The following is an 18,513-nucleotide window of genomic DNA, read 5'->3' as shown; positions in this document are numbered from 1 at the left end:
GTCTACGCGCGCAACCGTACGGCTCACCGCCGCGTCGCTGATGTTGCCCGGGTTCGCCCGGGTTTCCGGCGCGGCGCGACTCGTACGGGGGCCGCGAGCGGGCACGGGACCGGTGAACAGTGCGATACTCGGACAGTTCCGACGAGTGGATGACGTGTCAAAAAGGACACGCGACCCCGGGGGACCAGGACGGGACGAGGCAGGGAGGCGCGGCATGGGAGCACTTCGCGACGAGCACCACAACGGGTGGCTGATGCCCTCGGGGAACTACCCGGCCGCGGTGTACGAGGACGAGTGGGTCGATCAGGAGACGATGCCGGCCTCGCCCGCGCCCGCGAAGATCGTCTCCTTGCGGCCGACCGGCTTCGAGGCGGCCCGCACGGTCGGCGAGCACATCCGGGCGAGCATCCCGGTGGTCATGGACCTCACCGAGATGAACGAGGCCGAGGCCAAGCGGATGGTGGACTTCGCCTCCGGGCTGATCTTCGGCACCCAGGGCGGCATCGAGCGGATCGCCCGCCGGGTGTTCCTGCTCACCCCGGCCGACGTCGAGGTCATGGTGATCGACCGCCCGCTCGACGAGACCGGGTTCTACAACCAGAGCTGATCCGGGCGGCGCACGGCCCGACCGGGCTGAACCGACCGGGCTGAACCGACCGAGCTGAACCGGCCGCACGACAGCGGCACCCCGACCGGGGACGGCACCCGCCGTCCCCGGTTTTTTGCCGCCCCGACCGTGGAGGTCGACGCCTCATCCGAGACGGTCACCGTAATTTTGAGACATCCATGTCTCATTTGGCCTACACTCGATACATGGCCACCGATCGCGACACCGTCCTGGAAGCCGCCGTCGGCGTGCTCTCCCGCCGCCCGACCGCCCACCTGGACGAGATCGCGCGCGCCGCCGGGATCAGTCGCGCCACCCTGCACCGGCTCTTCCCCGGGCGCGAGGCCCTGATCCGCGAGGTCGGCCTGCTCGGCCTGCACCGGTTCGCCGCCGCCCTGGACACCGCCGCCGTCGAGGACGGCGACGCCGAGGCCGCGCTGCGCCGCCTGGTCGACGCCGCCGTCCCGGACGCCACGCTCTGCGCCTTCCTGGCCGGCGAGAACCAGCTCTACGACGACGACAGCGTCAACGACCTCTGGGAGCTCCAGATCGTCCGGCTGCACGCGCTCTTCCTGCGCGGCCAGCAGCAGGGCACGTTCCGCATCGAGCTGAGCGCCGCCTGGCTGAGCGAGGCCTTCTTCGACCTGGTGGCCGGCGTCGGCTGGGCCATCCAGGACGGCCGCCTCGCCCCGCGCGACGCCGCCTTCTCGCTCGCCGAGCTGTTCCTCGGCGGCGCGCTGCGCCGGCCCGACGCCGCCACTCCCCCGCCCACAGCACCTTCGGCCCGCACACCTGAAACCGATATCCCATGAGCAGTACCGTCCTTGCCAGCCCCCGCCAGCGCTGGACCGGCCTCGCCGTCCTCGTCCTGGCCGTCACCGTGGTCGCCCTCGACGCGACCGTCCTCTCCCTCGCCATCCCCTCCATCAGCGAGACGCTGGAGCCCAGCGGCACCCAGCTGCTCTGGATCGGCGACTCCTACTCCTTCGTCCTGGCCGGCCTGCTGGTCAGCATGGGCTCGCTCAGCGACCGGATCGGCCGCAAGAAACTGCTGCTGATCGGCGCGGCCGCCTTCGGCGCCGCCTCGCTGCTCGCCGCCTACGCGCCCAGCGCCGGCTGGCTGATCCTGGCCCGCGCGCTGCTCGGCGTCGCCGGCGCGACGATCATGCCCTCGACCCTGTCGCTGATCCGCGGCCTCTTCCCGGACGACCGGGAGCGGGCCACCGCGATCGGCATCTGGGGCGCGGCCGCCACCGCCGGCGCCGCACTCGGACCGGTGGTCGGCGGGGTGCTGCTGGAGCACTTCTGGTGGGGTTCGGTGTTCCTGCTGAACATCCCGATCCTGCTCCTGCTGCTCGTGCTCGGCGCCTGGCTGCTGCCGGAGTCCAAGGACCCGAAGCCGGGCCGCTGGGACGTGCTGAGCGTCGCCCTGTCGATGGCGGGGGTGATCGGCACGGTCTACGCGATCAAGGAGGCCGCCGCGCACGGCGTGGCCCGCTGGGACGTCCCGGTCGCCTTCGTGCTGGGCGTCACCGCGCTGACCGTCTTCGTCCGCCGCCAGCTGCGGCTGGAGACCCCGCTGCTGGACGTGCGGCTGTTCCGCGACCGGCGGTTCACCGCCGCCGTGCTGGCCTCGCTGATCGCCCTGATCGGCCTGTCCGGTGTGGTCTTCGTGACCTCGCAGTACCTCCAGCTGGTCCGCGGCTACGAGCCGCTGCGGGCCGGGATGGCCGAGCTGCCGGCCTTCGTCGGCGCCGTCGTCGGCGGTCTGCTGACGGCCCGGCTGGTGCGCCGCGCCGGCGCCCGGGCGGCGCTGACCGGCTGCCTGCTGGCCATGGGCCTCGGCGTGGGCGTGCTCGGCTGGCTCCAGCAGGACACCACCTACCTGCTGCTGGCCGCCTCCTTCCTGCTGGTCGGGACGGCCGAGGGCGTGGTCTACACGCTCGGCGCCGACCTGGTGCTGAGCGCCTCGCCCGCCGACAAGGCCGGCGCCGCCTCGGCGGTCTCGGAGACCGCGTACGAGCTGGGCACCGCGCTCGGCATCGCGCTGGTCGGCTCGGTGGTCGGCTCGATCTACGCCGGCGGCCTCGTCGTCCCGGCCGGGACGGACCTGGAGGCCGCGGCGCGGGCCGGCGAGTCGCTGGGCGCGGCGGTCGAGACGGCGCACGGACTGCCGCAGGGCGTCGCGGAGCCGCTGCTGGCGAGCGCCCGGGAGTCCTTCACGCACGGCATGAACAGCGCCGGTCTGCTGGCCGCCGTCCTGCTGATCGGCGCGGCCGCGATGGCCTGGCGGCTGCTGCGGGGCCTGGACACCCCGACCAGCACGACCAGCGCGGCCACCGTGTCCGAGGTACCCGCTCCGGAGCAGCCGGAGCAGCCGAAGAAGGTCGACGCGTAGGCACCCCCGACTCCCCCGCCACCGGCGGGAACGGCCACGGCCGTTCCCGCCGGTGGCGTATCGCGTGCCGGGCGGTGGGAACCGGGGCGGCCCAGGCCCAGGGACATGCGATGTCCAAATGTCTGATGTTTGTATAGGCTGCTCCCATGAAACGCATCAGCACACCGCGCAGGACGGCCAGCCTGTCCGCGCAGCTCGTGGACAGCCTCCGCTCGCACATCGAGGCGGGCGGCTGGCCGGTGGGGACGCGGATCCCGCCGGAGCAGGTCCTCGTCGAGGAGCTCGGGGTCGGCCGCAGCACGCTGCGGGAGGCGATCGGCGCGCTCGTGCACCTCGGCCTGCTGGAACCCCGGGCCGGGGACGGCACCTACGTCCGCGCGTCGAGCGAGCTCCAGTCGGTCATGGTGCGGCGGGCGAGTTCCGCGCGGCGGGACAACGTCCTCGAACTGCGCACCGTCCTGGAGGAGTACGCCTCGGGGGCCGCCGCCCTGCGTCGCAGCGAGGACCAGCTGCACCAGCTCAGGGAGCTGCTGGCCGACGCCGACGCGGCCTGCGCCGGCGAGGACAGGTCGGCGGCCATGAGCGTCGACGCGCTGTTCCACCGGGCCGTCGTCCGGGCGAGCGGGAACGACCTCCTGATCGAGGTCTACGACTACCTCGGCACGGCCCTCACCTCCGCCCTGGGAGGCCTGTCCTGGGACGCCACCGCCGCCGAGGAGCACGCCGACCTGCACCGGCGACTCGTCGACGCGATCGAGGCCCAGGACGAGAACGGCGCCCGCACCGCGGCGGCGGCGATCGTCCGGCTCACCCACGACCACGAGGTCCAGGCACCACTCACTTCCACCGGACCGGCCTTCACCGAAGAATGAGGACCGCTCACCCCTTGCACAGGCCTTCGAGGCCGTAGAGGAGAACACCGATGTCCGTCTTACCGCCCCCGGCCGACGACCTCGACGCACGCACCGCCCGACGCACCGCCCACCTGTACGCGACGGATCCGCAGTTCCGTGCCGCCGCGCCCCTGGAGGCCGTCAGCGAGGCGATCCGGCGGCCGGGCCTACCGCTCGCCGACCTCGTGGCCACGGTGATGGAAGGGTACGCGGACCGCCCCGCCCTGGGCGAGCGCGCCGCCGAGCCGGTGACCGACCCCGACACCGGCCGCACCACCCTGCGCCTCCTGGACCGGTTCGACACCGTCACCTACGGCGAACTGTGGGAACGCGTCGGCGCGGTGGCCTCCGAGTGGCGCCACCACGCCGACCACGCCGTGGGCCCGGGCGACTTCGTCGCCGTCCTCGGCTCCACCAGCCCCGAGTACGCCGTGCTGGATCTGGCCTGCGTCCGCTCCGGCGCGGTGAGCGTCCCCCTCCAGGCCGGCGCCTCGGTGGAACACCTGGCCCCCGTCGTCGCCCAGACCGGACCACGCCTGCTGGCGGTGGACGTGGCACACCTGGACGTCGCGCTCCGGATCGCGGCGGACGCCCCGTCACTGGGCAGGATCGTCGTGCTCGGCCACCGCCCGGAGGTCACCGACCACCAGGAGGCGCTGGACGCCGCCCGCGGACGGCTCGCGGCGCAGGGCCGGGGCGTCACCCTGGACGTGCTGGCGTCGATCGTCGAGCGGGGCAGGAGCCTGCCACCGCTCCCCCGGGTCCCCGAGGGCTCGACGGCCGACACGCTCAGCGCGCTGATCTACACCTCGGGGAGCACCGGCACCCCCAAGGGCGCCGTGTACACCGAGCGTCTCGTCAAGCACTTCTGGATCGACTTCGTGCCCGGCCAGGGGACGCAGCCGTCCATCGTTCTCAACTACCTGCCCCTGAGCCACATGATGGGACGAGGCGTGCTGTTCGGCACGCTCGCCAAGGGGGGCACCGCCCACTTCGTGGCGTCGAGCGACCTGTCGACCCTCTTCGTGGACCTCTCCCTGGTCCGGCCCACCGAGTTCATCCTGGTGCCCCGCATCTGCGACATGCTCTTCGAGCGCTACCGGAGCGAGGCGGCCCGCCGGAACGAGCGGAGCGAGGCGGGGGGCGGCGCCGCCGGGCAGGCGGACCGCGCGAAGGAGGAGCTGCGGGAGAAGACCCTGGGCGGCCGCCTCCTGTGGGCCATCTACGGCTCGGCCCCGGTGATCGCGGAGCTGGCGGCGTTCCTGGAGAGCTGCCTGCAGATCAGGGTCTTCAACGGCTACGGGTCCACGGAAGCCGGGCTGGTCTCGCTCGACGGCCGGGTGCTGCGCCCGCCGGTGACCGACCACCGGCTGGCGGACGTGCCCGAGCTGGGGTACTTCCGCAGCGATTCCCCGCACCCCAGGGGCGAACTGCTGGTCAAGTCGGAACGCCTCGTTCCCGGCTACTTCCACCGGCCGGACGCCACCGCCCAGGTCTTCGACGAGGACGGCTTCTACCGCACGGGCGACATCGTGGCCCTCACCGGTCCCGACGAGTTCGTGTACGTCGACCGCCGTTCCAACGTCCTCAAGCTGTCGCAGGGCGAGTTCGTGGCCACCTCCCGGCTGGAAGCCCTCTTCACCGGCAGTCCGCTCGTCCAGCAGGTCTTCGTGTACGGCAACAGCGCCCGCGCCTACCTGCTCGCGGTCATCGTGCCCACCCAGGAGGCGCTCGACCTCGCCGCCGGGGACAGCCCGCGCCTGAGGTCGCTCCTGCGCGAGTCCCTGCACCGCCTCGCCACCGGGGCGGGCCTCAACTCGTACGAGATCCCACGGGACTTCCTCATCGAGACCGAGCCGTTCAGCCAGGAGAACGGGTTGCTCTCCGGCGTGCGCAAGCCGCTGCGCCCCGCGCTGGCGAAGCGCTACGGCGAGCGCCTCGAAGCCCTGTACGCCGAGCTGGCCGAGCACGAGAGCGACGAACTCCGGGCACTGCGCCAGGTCGGCCCGTCCCAGCCCGTACCGGAGACCGTGTGCCAGGCCGCCCGCGCGCTGCTCGGAAACCGGCAGGACGACGTCCACCCCGGGACGCGCTTCCTCGAACTCGGCGGTGACAGCCTCTCCGCGCTGTCGTTCTCCCAGCTGCTCAAGGAGGTCTACCGCGTCGACGTCCCCGTCGACGTCGTCATCAACCCGGTCAACACGCTCCAGCGGGTGGCCGACCACATCGAGAACGCCCTCGCGTCGGGCGACCGGCGCCCGACCGCCGACCAGGTCCACGGACCGGGCGCGACGCGGCTCGCGGCGGGCGACCTGACGCTGGACGCGTTCCTCGCCCCGGAGACCCCGACGCGGACCGGCAGGCCGACGGGCCCGCTGCCCGAGGCACGGACCGTCCTGCTGACCGGCGCCAACGGCTACCTGGGCCGCTTCCTGTGCCTCGAATGGCTGGAGCGCGTCGCGCAGCGCGGCGGCACACTGGTCTGCGTGGTCCGGGGCGCCACCGACGAGTCGGCCCGGGCGCGGCTCGACGCGGCCTTCGACAGCGGCGACCCGGAGCTCCTGCGGCGCTACCACGGCCTGGCCGCCGCGCACCTGGAGGTGGTCGCCGGCGACGTCGGGGAGAGCGACCTCGGGCTCGACCGGGAGACCTGGCAGCGGCTCGCCGACACCGTGGACCTGATCGTCCACCCGGCGGCACTGGTCAACCACGTCCTGCCCTACGACCAGTTGTTCGGCCCCAACGTGCTGGGCACGGCCGAACTGATCAGGCTCGCGGTCACCTCCAGGGCCAAGCAGTTCACCTACCTGTCGACGGTCGCCGTCGTCTTCGACTCCGCGGCCGCGGCCGACGAGGACGCGGACATCCGCACGGCCTGCGGGACGCGCGACCTCGGCAGCGGCTACGCGAACGGCTACGCGGCCAGCAAGTGGGCGGGCGAGGTGCTGCTGCGCGAGGCGCACGACACGTTCGGCCTCCCGGTCGCCGTGTTCCGCTCGAACCTGATCCTCGCCCACCCGCGCTACCGGGGACAGTTGAACGTCCCGGACGTGTTCACCCGCCTCCTGCTGAGCCTGCTGGCGACCGGCATCGCCCCCGGCAGCTTCTACGCCCGGGGCGCCGGTGACGGCGGCGGGCACTACGACGCGCTGCCCGTGGACTTCACCGCGCAGGCCGTCGCCGCGCTGGGCGACGACACCCGGGAGGGGTACCGGACCTTCAACATCGTGAACCCGCACGAGGACGGAATATCCCTCGACACCTTCGTCGACTGGCTGGCGGCGGCCGGGCACCCCCTGACGCGCATCCACGACTACGACGAGTGGCTCGACCGCTTCGAGAGCGCCATACGCGCTCTGCCCGACCGCCAGCGGCAGCACTCGCTGCTCCCCCTGCTGCACGCATTCGCCACGCCGTCGGAGCCGCTGCCCGGATCCGCCCTGCCGGCGGTCCGGTTCCGCGCGGCGGTCCGGGCCGCCGCCCTCAACGAGGAGAACGACATCCCGCACCTGTCGCGGGACCTGATCACCAAGTACGTGGCGGACCTCCGGGCGCAGCACCTGCTGTAGCCCGTCCGCCCTCCTCCTCCGCACCCACCTCCGCACCCACCGGCGGGAACGGCCACCGCCGTTCCCGCCGGCGGCGTATCGCGTGCCGGGCGGCCGGAACCGGGGCCACTCAGGCCCGGAAACATACGATGTTCAAATGTCTGATGTATGTATAGGCTGCCTCCATGAAACGCATCACCCACGACCACGAGGTCCAGGCATCACCGGCGACGGAGGAGCAATGAGTCCACAACTGTCCTCAACGCCCCGTCAGCACTCCATCCCCGGGCCGGCGGCCGCCGACAACACGCGGCCCGCCGTGTCGATCGGGCTCGTCCTCGCGATCTGCCTCGTGGCGGCCAACCTGCGGACCAGCCTCACCGGCGTCGGTACGCTGCTGCCCGCGATCGAACAGGGCAGCGGCCTGACAGCGAGCTGGGGCGGGCTGCTGAGCACCCTCCCCCTGCTGACGTTCGCCGCGACGTCGCCCCTGGTGGCCCGGGCCTCCCACCGGTTCGGCAGCGCGCGTCTGTTGGTGGCGGCCCTCGGCGCGCTGGCCGTCGGCACGGTGGTCCGGTCGCTGCCCTCGGTGATCTGCCTGTTCGCCGGGACGGTGATCCTCTCCGCCGCCATCGCGTTCGGCAATGTGCTGCTGCCCGCCATGATCAGGCGGAACGTGCCCGCACACCGCATCCAGGGCGTCAGCGCTCTCTACGTCACCGTCATGGGCGTCACGGCCGCCGTCTCCTCCGGGATCTCCGCCCCGCTCTCCCACTCCCTACCGGGCTCCTGGCACACCGCGCTCGCCTGGGGCATCGCCTTCACCATCGCGGCGCTCCTCGTCTGGCTGCCCCGGATGCGGGGCGACGGGGCCCGGGCCTCCACCGGCGCGGCCCGCAGTCCGGTGCCCTGGCGGTCGGGGCTGGCATGGCAGGTCAGCATGTTCATGGGCCTGCAGTCCCTGGCCTTCTACACCGCCGTCGCGTGGCTGCCCAGCATCCTGATCCACCACGGCACGAGCAGCACCACGGCCGGATGGATGCTCTTCTACTACCAGCTGATCTCCCTGGCGACCAGCGGCCTGCTGCCCCTGCTCACCCGGGGCCGCCACGACCAGCGGTGGACCGCGGCCGTCGCCTCGGTCATCGTGGCCGGCGGCTTCACCGTGCTGGTGTCCGCCCCCACGCTGTCCGTCGTGGCGTGCACCCTGCTCGGACTGGGCGGCGGCGCGTGCCTCGTCCTCGCGCTGACCTTCCAGAGCGAACGCGCCGGCAGCTCCGGCGAAGCCGCCGCACTGGCCGGCATGGCGCAGTCCATCGGCTACCTCGTGGCGGCGGCCGGCCCGCTCCTCCTCGGCATCCTGCACGACAGCACGGGCAGTTGGACACTTCCGCTCATCGTTCTGGTCGTCCTCGGCATCGCCATGGCGGCGGCCGGATACGGCGCGGGGCAAGACCGCCACGTTCGCCTTCCTCGGCCTCGCTGACGTCACTGTCACCGCACGCAGCCCTGACCGTCACGCCACTCGCCCGTCATGCCACTCGCGCGTCACGCCACTCGCCCGTCATGCCTCTCGCGCGTTCACCGCTGTCGCGCGTTCACCGCCCCAGGAGTTCGGCGAAGCGGTCCAGCGCGAGATCGGTGCGCCGGCGGTCGCCGGTGGTCGTGAGGTCGAACAGCAGACCCCGGATGACGGCCATGACCAGCGTGGGCGTGACGGTGTCGTCAGGGCCGGTGGAGACGTCCCAGAAGGTGGCCCCGAGAGTGTCGAACCAGTCCGTGATCGCCTCGGCCTGGTCGGGGTAGTTCTCGGGGTGGACCAGGCCGTCGGCGTGCACCTCGAAGAACAGCCGGACGAACGGCGCACGTTCGTCCGCGCTCATCCACCCCCAGATGCCGCGCAGCCGCTCCCGCATGGAGCCCTCCATCGGCGCGGGGTGCCCGGCCAGACGTACCGCGCCCCGGCGGCGGGCCTCGGCGAGGACCGCCGCGACCAACTCCTGTTTGCTGCCGAAGTCGTAGAGCAGCATCCGTGGACTGGTGTCGAGGGCCGCGGCCAGTGGTCGCAGGCTCAGTCCGGCCAGGCCGTGCGCCAGCACGTAGTCGGTCGCCCGCGCCAGCGTGCGCTCGCGACGGGCGGGGTCGGCGGGTCGCCCCACGGCGGATCTCCCTTCGGCGCATCGGAGTTGAAACGGCATTGGCGAGTATATGGTACGACTGTTTCAATAACGAGGGGAGACCACATGCACACCGTCGACCGGGCACTCGTCCTGGGCCCCGGAAGTCACGTCGGCACGGCCTGGACAGCCGGACTGGCCTACGGGCTGCGCCGCAACGGCGTGGACCTGGGCGAGGCCGACCTGATCGTCGGCACGTCAGCCGGCTCGATCGTCGGAGCGCTGCTCGCCACCGGGCAGGACCCGGGGCGGCTCGCTTCCTCGGCTCGCCAGGCCGCCCACCGGGTGAAGCCCGACCCTGAGCGGATGGACGCGGTGTTCGCCGTACTCGGCGACCGCAGCCTGGAACCCGGCGAGGCGAGGCGTCGAGTCGGCCGCCTCGCGCTCGCCGGCACCGACCCCCAAACCGAGGAGGCGCTCATCGCGGGGCGCGCCGCCCTGATCGGTGCGGACGCGTGGCCGGAGCGACGCCTGCTGATCGCCGCCGTCTGCGCCACCACCGGTGAGCCCGTGGTGTGGGACCGCGACAGCGGCGTACCGCTGGTCCACGCGGTGGCGGCGAGCAGCGCCTTCCCCGGAGCCGCGCCGCCCGTCGCCATCGACGGCCGGCGGTACATGGACGGCGCCCTGCGTGCGGGCCCCAACGCCGATCTCGCCGCCGGAGCCCGCACGCTGGTCGTGGTCGAGCCGATGGCCCACCTGTTCCCCCGGGAACCGCTCAACCAGCAGCTAGCGGCAGTGGGGGCGGACGCCGTGGTGACCATCGGCCCCGACCCGGCCTCGGTGCGCGCATTCGGCTCGAACCCGGGCGACCTGGCGGCCTGGGAACCCGCCTACCAGGCGGGCCTCCGCCAGGCCTGCGACGTCGACGCGCAACTCCGCCCCATGTGGAGGGCCGAAGTCGACGCGGGCTGAGCGCCGCCCAGGTCGGCGAGTTCGGCAAGGTCTGACGCGCACCTTGTCCGAGCCCCACTGCCCACGGCGGGCAGTGGGGCTCGCGCATCGGGTCGACGCATAGGCACGGCCGGTGAGCGAGGCCCCGGTGGGCGCGGGATAGGTATGCGGTCGCCATCGATCCTGGAGCCCCGAACGAGGACGACCGCTTCAGGCCGTTCTGCCCCCGGAGTTTCGACGGCAGCCAGACTGGTTACCTGGCTTGCAAGGACGCGCAACCGACTTGGTACGGGAGGGCACCGTGGCTCTAAGGTTTCTGGGGATCTGGCCGAACACCCCCGACAACGGCTCGCCGACCATCTGGCTGGAGGAGGAGACGGGGGACCTGATCATCCAGTCCTGGTTCGCTGACGAGGCGACCATCAAGAGGGCCCAGGAGGTGGGTTCCATCCCCGGGCACACCACTGATGTCCCGCCCCACGAGGGTGTGTTTCGCCTTCCACAGAACATGATCCAGTTCATCCCCCGGCCCGACGACGAGGACCCCGATGTTTCTTGAGGCCCTGGCAGGCGCCCGGCGCTCCGCGCTGCACCTCGAACTCCGCGACTCCTACATGCTGGACGACCCCGAGTTCATCCGCTGGCAGCAGGGCTACCGCATCAACCGGGAGGACCGGGCTTCGTGGTGGCGCCCGTGGTGCGACACCGTCGCCACCGCCGCCGCCCGCGGTGTGGAGTTCCGCCGCGCACGGGTCGTCTCGGAGCCGGTGCACGACTACATCCGGTACGAGTACGACGTGACGTTCCCGAACATCGTTGCCGGCGAGCAGGTTCGTTGGCTGCCCCGCCGGAACACCACGGACCTCGCACTGCCCGGCGTGGATTTCTGGCTGTTCGACGACCAAGTGGCCCTGTTCAACCACTTCACGGGCAACGGGCAGTGGGCCGATCCGGACATGGAGACGACCACCGATCCCGCTGTGGTGAAGCTGTGCAGCTCCGCCTTCGATTCGGTTTGGAGCCGCGCCATCGACCACGAGCAGTACGAGATCTGACCCAACGCCAGGTCGTCAGCCAATGCCCACATCTCCGTCCTCCAGTGCTCAGGCCGCCCAGAAGGCCGTCGCGGACCGCCTCCGTGAACTGATGCTGGACGCTGGGCTTCAAGGGCAGGAGCTGGCGACCCTGTGCGGCTGGAACGCCGCCAAGACCAGTCGCATCATCAATGCGAAGACGGCGCCGTCCGACTCCGATATCAGGGCGTGGTGCGCCGCCTGCGGTGCCGAGGACCAAGCCGCCGATCTGATCGCCAAGAGCCGCGCGGCAGACTCCATGTTCCTGGAGTGGCGGCGCATGGAGCGCACCGGGCTTCGCGCCGCCCAGGAATCGGTACGCCCCCTCTACGAGCGGACCCAGCGCTTCCGCGCCTACGCCCCGTGGATTCTTCCAGGACTTGTACAGACCCGTGGTTACACCACCGCCATCCTGTCCGCGATCCGTGACCGCCGCGGCCTGGTAGACGACATTCCAGCTGCGGTGGAAGAGCGCATGGTCCGGCAGCATGTCCTCCACGACGGCAACCATCGCTTCGCGCTGCTGATCGAGGAGAGCGTGCTTCGGAGCGGACTCGGCGGGCCCGAGGTGATGGCGCTCCAGCTCCGGCACCTGCTGACGATCGGCCGGCTCCCGACGGTCAGCCTCGGTGTGATCCCCTTCCGGTCGGATCGCGAAAGGGCCTGGCCTGTCGAAGGGTTCTGGATCTACGACACCGCACAAGTCAGCGTCGAGCTGGTTTCCGGCTACCTCACCGTTACCCAGCCCAGCGAGATCGCAATGTACGGCCGCGCCTTCGCGGAACTTGGTGAACTCGCGGTCCACGGAGCGAAAGCCCGACAGTTGATCACGAACGCGCTGGACTCTCTCGACTAAATCTGCAATCAGATGCAAGTGCGTTGAGTGGTCGAATGGTTACTCCCTATCGTCGTTGGTGCCACTCGGGCCGCGACCACTTGGGTGGAGAACTCAACACACAAGGCGCATTGGCTCGCACCGACCTCGCGGGCGCCCGGTCTCGCACCGTGCCACGCCTCAAACGCCTTGCATCGCAGGAGATTACCCGCACGTGCCCAACCGAAGGGACCGCAGTGCCCAAGCTCTCCGACATGACCACTCACAGTGACAATGCCGTCACTCCCTTCGGGTCGCTGAGTGCGGCTCTCATCGACCAGCTGCGTGACCTCAACGCGATCCGCACCGATCGGGTAGCGGACGCTTTCCGAGCCGTCCCCCGCCACGTCTTCGCCCCCGACGCTCCTGTGGAGGAGGTCTACTCGAACCAGCCCATCGTGACCAAGCGCGACGAGCGTGGCCTTGCAATCAGCACGGTCTCCGCGCCCCGCATCCAGGCGTTCATGCTGGAGCAGGCCGACATCCAGCCGGGCATGCGCGTTCTGGAGATCGGTTCGGGAGGGGTGAACGCCGCGTACATCGCGGAGCTGGTCGGCGAGGCCGGCGAGGTCACCACGATGGACATCGACCCGTTCGTCATCGACCGCGCCAAGCGGTTCCTGCCGGAGGCCGGGTACGGGCAAGTGAACGTGGTGCTCGCCGACGCCGAGTTCGGCGCCCCGAAGCACGCACCGTTCGACCGCGTCGTGGTCACCGTCGGAGCGTGGGACATCCCGGCCGCGTGGTGGGAGCAGCTGGCCCCGGGCGGCCTGATCGTCGTGCCGATCCGAATCCGCAGCCTCAACCGCTCGGTGGCCTTCCAACTGGACGGCGGTCACCTGGTCAGCCAGTCGATCGAGCGGGCGGGATTCGTCGCGATGCAGGGTGCCGGCGCTTTCGGTGAAGAGGTGGTCTACCTGCACGACGACACGGTGGCTCTCCGGGTGGACGACGGGCAGCAGGCCAACGGCGCTCTTCTGGCCGCCGCGCTGAAGCAGCCACGGGCGGAATCGTGGACCGGGGTCACCGTCGGCGACCAGGAACCCTTCGATGACCTGGACATGTTCCTGGCGACCACCCTGCCCGGCTTCTGCCTGCTGACGGCACACGACTCTGCTGTGGTGGAGGGGATCGTCCAAGCCCGTCCCTGGGGAAGCTCGGCGCTGTTCTGCGGCGGCACCTTCGCCTACGTCGTGCTGCGGCAGCTGGGCCCGGACCGCCACGAGTTCGGCGTGTACGGACACGGCACCGACGCCGAGGGCCTGGCCGCCAGGGTGGTCGATCAGATCAACGCCTGGAACAGCCGCCACCGCAACGGCGCGGCCCCGGTCATCAGCGCCTACCCCGCGGGCACTCCCGACGACCAGCTTCCCGGGAGCCTGGTCATCGACAAGAAACACACCCGGTTCACCGTCTCCTGGCCCTGCCGAGGGACCAGGTGCTCCTGATCACCACTACGCAAAGAAGGGATCAACAGTGGCCAACAAAGTCCTGGACAGCACGACCGAGTTCGACCTCGACGTGTCGATCGTCCGCAACACCAACGTCCTGTCGGCGATCATGCGCAGCACCGACGACGGCTGTGGCAGCACCTGTCCGGCGTGCGCCAGCGGTGCCGGCGGTGGGGGCGGCAACGGCGGTGGTGGTGGCGGCGGCGAGGGCGGTGGTGGCGGCGAGGGCGGCCTGATCCTCGCCTGATCCACCTGCATCAAGTGGTCACGTCCGGCCCGGTGCGTCTAGAGCACCGGGCCGGGCTGCGGAGAATCACGAGGTGGCACGTTGTACGAGCACGTCGATGCGGCCCTGATCCGGGCCGTCTCCCACCCCGCCGGTCTGCGGCTGCCGCCGTGGCCGCATCTGGGCGAGGACCGGACGCCCGGCCAGGCCGAGCGCTGGCGGGACTGGCTGTGCCAGGTCCGGGAGCTTCCCACGGTCGTCGAGGCTATCGAGGTGGCCAGCCCCGGGTTGGCCGAGCACATCGGGCAGGTCTGCGACGGCCGTCCTCTGTCTGAGCGGCACCTTCGGCGGACCGTACTGTCCACCGTCCGGTATCTGCTCAGGCTCACCGGCCGTGCCACCCCGTTCGGCCTGTTCGCGGGGGTGGCACCCGTCAACCTCGGGTCGCACAGCGCCACCCACTGGGGCGGTGAGCACCGCGCCTCGGCGAGGCCGGACGCGGCGTGGCTGGATGAGATGATCCGGCATCTGGAGGCGATACCCGAACTGCGCGAGCAGTTACCGGTGGTGGCGAACAACCTGTGCTTCGTCCGAGACGAGCGTCTGGTACTGCCGCTCCAGCCCAGCACCGACGGCAGCGACGACATCAGGCCGTCGGAGGTCGCCGTGCGCCACAGTCGGCCCGTCCAATCGGTGATGGCCGCTGCCCGCACCCCGCTGACGGTGCGCGAACTCGGCGAGCTGCTGGCTGCCGGATTCCCCGACGCGCCGACCGCCGCGATCACCGGGGTACTGGCCGGCCTCATCCAGCAGAGGTTCCTGATCACCGCCCTGCACGCACCGGCCACCGTCACCGATCCACTCAGCCATCTCGTGGAGCAGCTGGAGTGCGCCGGCGCCAAGGATCTGCCCCAGGCGCAGATCCTGCTGGGCGAACTCCGCGGGATCAGCGAGGCCCTGGCTGCGCACAACATCGCAACCGATGCCGCCCGGCGCCGCATCGGTCGGCATGCCGTCGACCGCATGCGGGCCTCGTGCAGCTCGGTGGCTCAGCCGTTGATGACGGACCTTCGGCTGGACTGCGCGATCACGCTACCGGAGGAAGTCGCCCGTGAGGCCGCAACCGCAGCCGGGGTGCTGGCCCGGTTGACGCCGTACCCGTTCGGCAGCTCGGTGTGGGGGGCCTACCACCAGCAGTTCGTGGAGCGCTACGGGCCCGGTGTGCTGATCCCAGTAACCGACCTGGTCCACGCCGACACGGGGCTCGGCTTCCCTGCGACCTACCGCGGTTCGCTCCTCAAGAAGCCCGCTTCGGATGTGTCCCGGCGTGACCGCCGGCTCCTGGCCTTGGCGCAGTGTGCCGCGATCGACGGCCGGGGCGAAGTGGTGCTGAACGATCGGGCGGTGGCCGAACTCGCCGTCGACGGCAGCACAAACGCCCAGCTGACGCCTCACGTCGAGCTGTCGTTCCGTCTCCAGGCTGCCTCACACGCGGCTCTGGACAGCGGGGCGTTCCGGCTGGTCGTGCTCGGTGCGATGCGGGCCGCCGGGGCGACTGCCGGCCGCTTCCTCCATCTGTTCGACCCGGGGGACCGGGACCGCATGGCCGCCGCCTACGCGCGGTTGGCGACTATGGACGAGGGCGCGATGCTGGCCCAGGTGTCCGGTCCACCGATGTACGTGCGCACCGGCAACGTCCATCGCTCCCCCGCCGTGCTGTCCACCGTGATTCCGCTCGCCGAGCACGCCCCGGCGGCTGATCACACAATCCCCTTGGACGACCTGGCGGTCACCAGCGACGGCTCCCGTCTGCGGCTCGTCTCCCTCTTGACCGGCCGCTCGGTCGAGCCCACCGTGATGAACGCGGTGGACTTCCTCCACCACACTCAGCCCGTCGTCCGGTTCCTGTGCGAATTGGTCCGCTCTCACACCTCCACCTTCCAGGCGTTCTACTGGGGTGCGGGCGACGAACTGCCGTTCCTGCCCCGAATCCGGTACGGCCGGACCGTGCTCTCCCCCGCTCGCTGGACCCTCGCATCTGCCGGACTGCCCGTTCACGGCGAAGCGTGGCCGCGTTGGGCCGCTGCGGTGGACGACTGGCGGGCGCGGCTACGCGTGCCCGACCTCGTGCAGTTGGACGACAACGGCCTCCAGCTGCGGCTGGACCTTGACGAGCCCGCCCACCTCGCGTTGCTGCGCGCCCACCTCGACCAACGAGGAACAGCCGTGCTGACCGAGGCCGGCGGACCGGACGACGACGGCTGGCTGGACGACCGGACGCACGAGATCGTCCTGCCGCTCAGCGCCACCACCCCGCCCGGTCGCCCGCGCCGCGTCCACCGGCAGGCGGCCGGGACCGTCCGAGGTCACCTGCCCGGCCACTCGGCATGGCTGTACGCCAAGGTGTACTGCCACCCTGCCCGCCAGGCGCATATCCTCACCGCCCATCTGCCCGAGCTGCTGGACGGCTTCGACGAGCGGCCCCAATGGTGGTTCCTGCGCTACGCCGACCCCGAGCACCACCTGAGGCTTCGGCTGCGACTCGGCGGCCCCAAGGACTTCGGGCCCGTCGCCGCCCGGGTTGGCGCCTGGGCCGTGCGCCTACGCGGGCTGGGCCTGGTCGGACGCCTCCAGTTCGATACCTACCTTCCGGAGTCCGGTCGCTTCGGCGGCAACGAGGCGATGGCGGCAGCCGAAAGGGTGTTCGTCGCCGACTCCGCCGCCGCCGTCGCCCAGCTCACCGCCACGAACGGCCACACCGCCCCCGGCGCGCTGACGGCCGCAAGCTTCCTAGACCTGGCGACCGCCTTCCTGGGCGACGCCCCGGCCGGAATGAACTGGGTCGTCAACCACATCAGCACCGGTCACAAGGAACCGCTGGACCGGGCGGTACTCGCCGAGGCCGTCCAGCTGGCCGCCCAGGACACCCGCGTCACCCTGCTCGATCCCGGGCTTCTCCAGCTTTGGGAGGAGCGCCGGTTGACGCTCGCGGCCTACCGCGACCGTCTGGCGGCCACCGGCGGCCTTGAGGCCGGCGAGGTACTGCCGACCCTGCTGCACCTGCACCACATCCGCACCCACGGCCTGGACCGCGACGGCGAACGCGCGGCCAACCGCCTCGCCCGAGCAGCCGCGCTCTCCTGGACAAACCGGATCGGAAGGAGTCAACGGTGACCGCGAGCGTCTCCGAAGTCGCGGCCGACCGCCTTGCCAAGGAGGTGGTGCACCCTGACGTCGACGACGATCCCGATCCGCAGTCGCTGATCCGCGGCACCGCCGCCATCGCGCTGCTGGCCGTCGAGCGCGCCGCCGCCGGCCGGGGCAGCTGGGATACCGCGCACCACTGGCTTGCCGCCTCGATCCGCGAAGGTGCGGAGACCGGCGGGCACGCCACGCTCTTCTACGGCGCCCCGGCCCTCGCCTTCACCTTCCACGGCGCAGCTCACCCCGGTCGCTACGACCGGGCGCTCACGGTGCTGGACTCCGCCACCACCGCCGTGACCCGGGAGCGGCTGAAGGCGGCTCACGCCCGCATCGACCGCCGCCAGCGGCCCGCCCTCGCCGAGTTCGATCTGATCTACGGCCTGACCGGGCTCGGAGCCCACCACCTTCGCCGAGATCCGCACGGCCAGGTGCTCCGCGATGTGCTCGCCTATCTGGTGCGCCTGACCGAACCGATCGGTGTGCCCCCGTACGGCTTGCCCGGCTGGTGGACCGACCTGGCTCCCTCCGGCGAACTCTCGCCGCAGTTCCCTGACGGCCACGCGAACCAGGGCACGGCCCACGGCATCGCCGGGCCCCTCGCGTTGCTGAGCCTGGCCATGAAGCGCGGGATCACGGTGGACGGCCACGCCCAGGCGATCGGCCGGATCTGCAGCTGGCTCGACCGGTGGCAGCAGCGCACCACCACGGGGGCATGGTGGCCGGAGTGGATCGCCCTGGACGAGCATCGAACCGGCGTCGTCCACCAACAGGCACCCATGCGGCCGTCCTGGTGCTACGGCACTCCGGGGCTGGCCCGGGCCCAACAGCTCGCCGGACAGGCCACCGACGACCCTGCCCGCCAGCGGCTCGCCGAGAGCGCGCTGCTCGGCTGCCTCGCCGACCCGGCCCAGCTGGCACGGATCACCGACGGCGGTCTGTGTCACGGCTGGGCCGGGCTGTTCCAGGCCGCCGTCCGCGTCGCCGACGACGCGGACGGCCCCGAGATCAGCGAGCGGTTGGCCGCTCTGCTGCCGTACCTGGTCAGCGGCCCGCAGGTCCCCCACTCTGGGTTCCTGGACGGTTCGGTCGGGCTCGCGCTGGCCCTGCACACTGCGACGGGAACCGCTCCGGCCACCGGCTGGGACAGCTGTCTCCTGCTCAACTGACA

15 protein-coding genes are annotated in these 18,513 nt (G+C 71.4%); 14 read left to right on the top strand and 1 reads right to left on the bottom strand.

From position 1 onward, the window contains the following. Positions 1–214 precede the first annotated feature (214 nt). The 6 genes from ABT015_RS16615 to ABT015_RS16590 all read left to right on the top strand — a co-directional run bounded on the left by ABT015_RS16615 (position 215) and on the right by ABT015_RS16590 (position 8,932). Entirely contained in the window at positions 215–607 is a 393-nt protein-coding gene (locus ABT015_RS16615; RefSeq protein WP_350879752.1) for a cell division protein SepF, read from the top strand. Between the two features lie 206 nt (positions 608–813). Further along, on the top strand, positions 814–1,419 hold the full coding sequence (locus tag ABT015_RS16610) for a TetR/AcrR family transcriptional regulator (RefSeq protein WP_350879751.1): 606 nt from the start codon (positions 814–816) through the stop codon (positions 1,417–1,419). Continuing rightward, positions 1,416–3,005, top strand: coding sequence for an MFS transporter (locus ABT015_RS16605; protein ID WP_350879750.1), 1,590 nt, complete (start codon positions 1,416–1,418; stop codon positions 3,003–3,005). Before ABT015_RS16610 ends, ABT015_RS16605 begins: the two co-directional genes overlap by 4 nt. 146 nt (positions 3,006–3,151) lie before the next feature. Further along, a complete protein-coding gene (locus tag ABT015_RS16600) occupies positions 3,152–3,877 on the top strand; it encodes a FadR/GntR family transcriptional regulator (protein ID WP_350879749.1) in 726 nt (241 codons plus the stop codon). Between the two features lie 50 nt (positions 3,878–3,927). Beyond that, complete coding sequence (gene car / locus ABT015_RS16595) at positions 3,928–7,467, top strand: carboxylic acid reductase (RefSeq protein WP_350879748.1); 3,540 nt, start codon at positions 3,928–3,930, stop codon at positions 7,465–7,467. Between the two features lie 220 nt (positions 7,468–7,687). Further along, positions 7,688–8,932: a CynX/NimT family MFS transporter gene (locus ABT015_RS16590; protein ID WP_350879747.1), complete on the top strand. Its 1,245-nt coding sequence runs from the start codon at positions 7,688–7,690 to the stop codon at positions 8,930–8,932. A 112-nt stretch (positions 8,933–9,044) separates the two neighbouring features. Here the strand turns inward: ABT015_RS16590 and ABT015_RS16585 are convergent, their stop codons facing one another. Beyond that, entirely contained in the window at positions 9,045–9,605 is a 561-nt protein-coding gene (locus ABT015_RS16585; RefSeq protein ID WP_350879746.1) for a TetR family transcriptional regulator, read from the bottom strand. 84 nt (positions 9,606–9,689) lie between these two features. On the opposite strand from ABT015_RS16585, the gene ABT015_RS16580 reads away from it, so the two are divergent. From ABT015_RS16580 to ABT015_RS16545, 8 genes are all read left to right on the top strand, one after another. Further along, positions 9,690–10,538: a patatin-like phospholipase family protein gene (locus ABT015_RS16580; protein WP_350879745.1), complete on the top strand. Its 849-nt coding sequence runs from the start codon at positions 9,690–9,692 to the stop codon at positions 10,536–10,538. Between the two features lie 280 nt (positions 10,539–10,818). Then, on the top strand, positions 10,819–11,076 hold the full coding sequence (locus ABT015_RS16575) for a hypothetical protein (protein WP_350879744.1): 258 nt from the start codon (positions 10,819–10,821) through the stop codon (positions 11,074–11,076). Further along, on the top strand, positions 11,066–11,572 hold the full coding sequence (locus ABT015_RS16570; RefSeq protein WP_350879743.1) for a DUF6879 family protein: 507 nt from the start codon (positions 11,066–11,068) through the stop codon (positions 11,570–11,572). Before ABT015_RS16575 ends, ABT015_RS16570 begins: the two co-directional genes overlap by 11 nt. Positions 11,573–11,594: 22 nt before the next feature. Further along, positions 11,595–12,446, top strand: coding sequence for a helix-turn-helix domain-containing protein (locus tag ABT015_RS16565; protein WP_350879742.1), 852 nt, complete (start codon positions 11,595–11,597; stop codon positions 12,444–12,446). A 233-nt stretch (positions 12,447–12,679) separates the two neighbouring features. Beyond that, positions 12,680–13,912, top strand: a complete 1,233-nt coding sequence (fxlM, locus tag ABT015_RS16560) for a methyltransferase, FxLD system (protein ID WP_350879741.1) — start codon at positions 12,680–12,682, stop codon at positions 13,910–13,912. 28 nt (positions 13,913–13,940) lie between these two features. Further along, the gene (locus ABT015_RS16555; RefSeq protein ID WP_350879740.1) at positions 13,941–14,162 is read left to right on the top strand and encodes an FxLD family lanthipeptide; all 222 of its coding nucleotides are present in this window, start codon (positions 13,941–13,943) and stop codon (positions 14,160–14,162) included. A gap of 81 nt (positions 14,163–14,243) precedes the next feature. After that, on the top strand, positions 14,244–17,315 hold the full coding sequence (locus tag ABT015_RS16550; protein WP_350879739.1) for a lantibiotic dehydratase: 3,072 nt from the start codon (positions 14,244–14,246) through the stop codon (positions 17,313–17,315). Beyond that, positions 17,312–18,511 (top strand): lanthionine synthetase C family protein, encoded by a 1,200-nt coding sequence (locus ABT015_RS16545; RefSeq protein ID WP_350879738.1) that lies wholly within the window; start codon positions 17,312–17,314, stop codon positions 18,509–18,511. Before ABT015_RS16550 ends, ABT015_RS16545 begins: the two co-directional genes overlap by 4 nt. Positions 18,512–18,513 lie beyond the last annotated feature (2 nt).

Origin of the sequence: Kitasatospora sp. NPDC094016 (assembly GCF_040304045.1) — a bacterium.
GTDB lineage: Bacteria > Actinomycetota > Actinomycetes > Streptomycetales > Streptomycetaceae > Kitasatospora.
The sequence above is the reverse complement of the archived record's forward strand: the minus strand, read 5'-3'. Positions and strand labels throughout refer to the sequence as shown.